Origin of the sequence: Methylobacterium gnaphalii (genome assembly GCF_007992215.1) — a bacterium.
Classification (GTDB): Bacteria; Pseudomonadota; Alphaproteobacteria; order Rhizobiales; family Beijerinckiaceae; genus Methylobacterium; species Methylobacterium gnaphalii.
In genome coordinates, this window is the sequence record NZ_BJZV01000084.1 from 1 (window position 1) to 2,117 (window position 2,117).

Sequence of the window (2,117 nt, forward strand, 5' to 3'; positions counted from 1 at the left end):
CGGCAGCTTCGATTTTCTGGATTGCGGCGTGGAGAACATGGACCCCTCTGTGAAACGCTCCTGATAGATTTGTTTGATCGCAACAAAATGCCCGCTGCGGCGAACCGGGCGGGTTGAGTGGTCTCGTTGATTTTGGGGTCAACACAGGATGTGTCGCAGGCCTTCGATCGGCGGTCAATCGGGATCACCCCTCGCGGGCATACAGGGCGCCTTCATGCTCTGCTCGGGAGTCTCAGCGGTGTACCGGTAGATCTGGGAGCCCGCCGGAAGAAGCGTTCGGGCCGCTGTTTCCCCGACGAGCCAACACTTGCGACCGCGAAACTTCTGAGGGCGATCGGAGAGAGCTTGCTTCAATTCGGGGTACGGTTCAGCTGCCAAACTCGATTTCGGAAGCGTTGAGTCAGAACCTACACTCAGTAAATATTTTGTTTATTCGAGCCAATAAAGCCTGCCCAAAAGGGGCGTAAAGGCTTCATAAATTAGGCTGATGTTTAGTGGCTCGCCGGGTTGGAGAGCTCCCAGATGTACGCGCTACATGCAAAGAAGGAGCGCCTCGAGGGGATGCGCTCCGGCGCATGGCTGAGCTGCGTCAATCTGCTGTGCGTCATCGGCGTATGTGCCGTGTCGGCATTCATGCTCTGGCAGATGCGCCTGGATGCTGGCCGACAGGCAGCGATTACATCTCGCAGCTTAGTACAACTTCTCGGACGCGATATCGCCCGTAACCTTGAGATGTACGATCTGTCGCTGAGGGCCGTCGTCGATGGCATGAAGCTCCCGGCCGTGGCTAATGCTGACCCAGAAACACGGCAGATGATCCTCTTCGACAGAGCAGCAACAGCCAAAAACTTTGGCTATATCCTAGTTTTCGACAGCAAAGGAAATCTCATAATCAGCTCGAAATCAAATCAACCCCAGTCACTGAATTACGCCGACCGCGAGTACTTTCAATACCATCTTACGCACGCCGATCCTGGCCTGCATATTAGTCAGCCCATTCTCTCGCGCTTAACTGATCGATGGGTGCTTGTGCTTAGCCGGCGCATTTCGAACCCGGATGGGTCCTTTGGGGGCGTGGCCATAGGTTCGATTTACCTTGATTACTTTCGACAGCTTTTCGAGGCTGTGAGAGCAGATCACGCCGGAACCGTGACTCTCTATGGATCCGGTGGCTCAATCATCATGCGGGAACCCTACGACGAGCGGGCAATCGGTCAAACGGTAGCTGGGACGGAAAGCTACGATCGAGTTCAGTCCACGGGCGAGGGCAGCTTCAACGGGCCAGCAATGATCGGAGAGGGAAGCCGCAACTTCGTCTTCGCCCAGGTTGGTAACCTTCCGCTACGCCTCAGCATTGCCGTCCGACCCGAGGAAATTTATGCGAGTTGGTGGCGCAAGGCGCTCGTGCTTGCAGCAGTCGTTGGCACTCTATGTATCACCACCATGGTGCTTACTCACCTGTTCCGGAGAGAGTTGGTGCAGCGTAAGTGCGCCCAGCAAGTCACGGACGCGCTGAACATCGAACTCCAGAAGCTCGCGACGACAGACGCGCTAACCGGCTTGGCGAATCGACGCCGGTTCGATGAAGTTTTAGACCAGGAATGGCGTAGCGCCGTTCGCTCCGGCCACTCGCTCTCGCTGCTCGTTATGGACGCTGACTACTTCAAAGGCTTCAATGATCGCTACGGCCATCAGAAGGGGGACGAAGCTCTGCAGGTGATCGCCCGGTCCATAGAGGCTGGCATCGATCGTTCTTCGGACGTCGCATGTCGGATTGGCGGCGAAGAATTTGCTGTCCTGCTTCCGAAAACGGATGTCGCTGGCGCTAAGGTGGTTGGAGAACGCATCAGAACGCTGGTTTCCGCTTGGAAGACCCCCCATACTGGCAACCCGCACGGAATCCTTACAGTGAGCGGCGGGGCCGCCGAAATGAGCCCCTCAAAGATAATCGCTGCAGCTGCGCTTGTTTCCGCTGCAGACAGCGCCCTCTATGAAGCGAAGGCGCAGGGGCGCAATCAGATACAAGTCGCAAGCCGGAAGGTTACCAACCTTCACGTAGTATCCCGATGACGTAATATATACGGTTAGGCTTCGGCATGTGCGAACGGCGTGGTCGC

General features: G+C 56.4%; 1 protein-coding gene. It reads left to right on the plus strand.

Annotated elements, in window-relative coordinates; genetic code table 11:
• Nucleotides 1–522: 522 nt before the first annotated feature.
• The gene (locus MGN01_RS23155) at nt 523–2,070 is read left to right on the plus strand and encodes a GGDEF domain-containing protein (RefSeq protein ID WP_147049142.1); all 1,548 of its coding nucleotides are present in this window, start codon (nt 523–525) and stop codon (nt 2,068–2,070) included.
• The last annotated feature ends 47 nt before the right edge of the window (nt 2,071–2,117 follow it).

What these genes read in the sequence shown, in the direction of transcription:
- MGN01_RS23155 (WP_147049142.1), top strand. Translation starts at nt 523, where the DNA reads ATGTACGCGCTACATGCAAAGAAGGAGCGCCTCGAGGGGATGCGCTCC.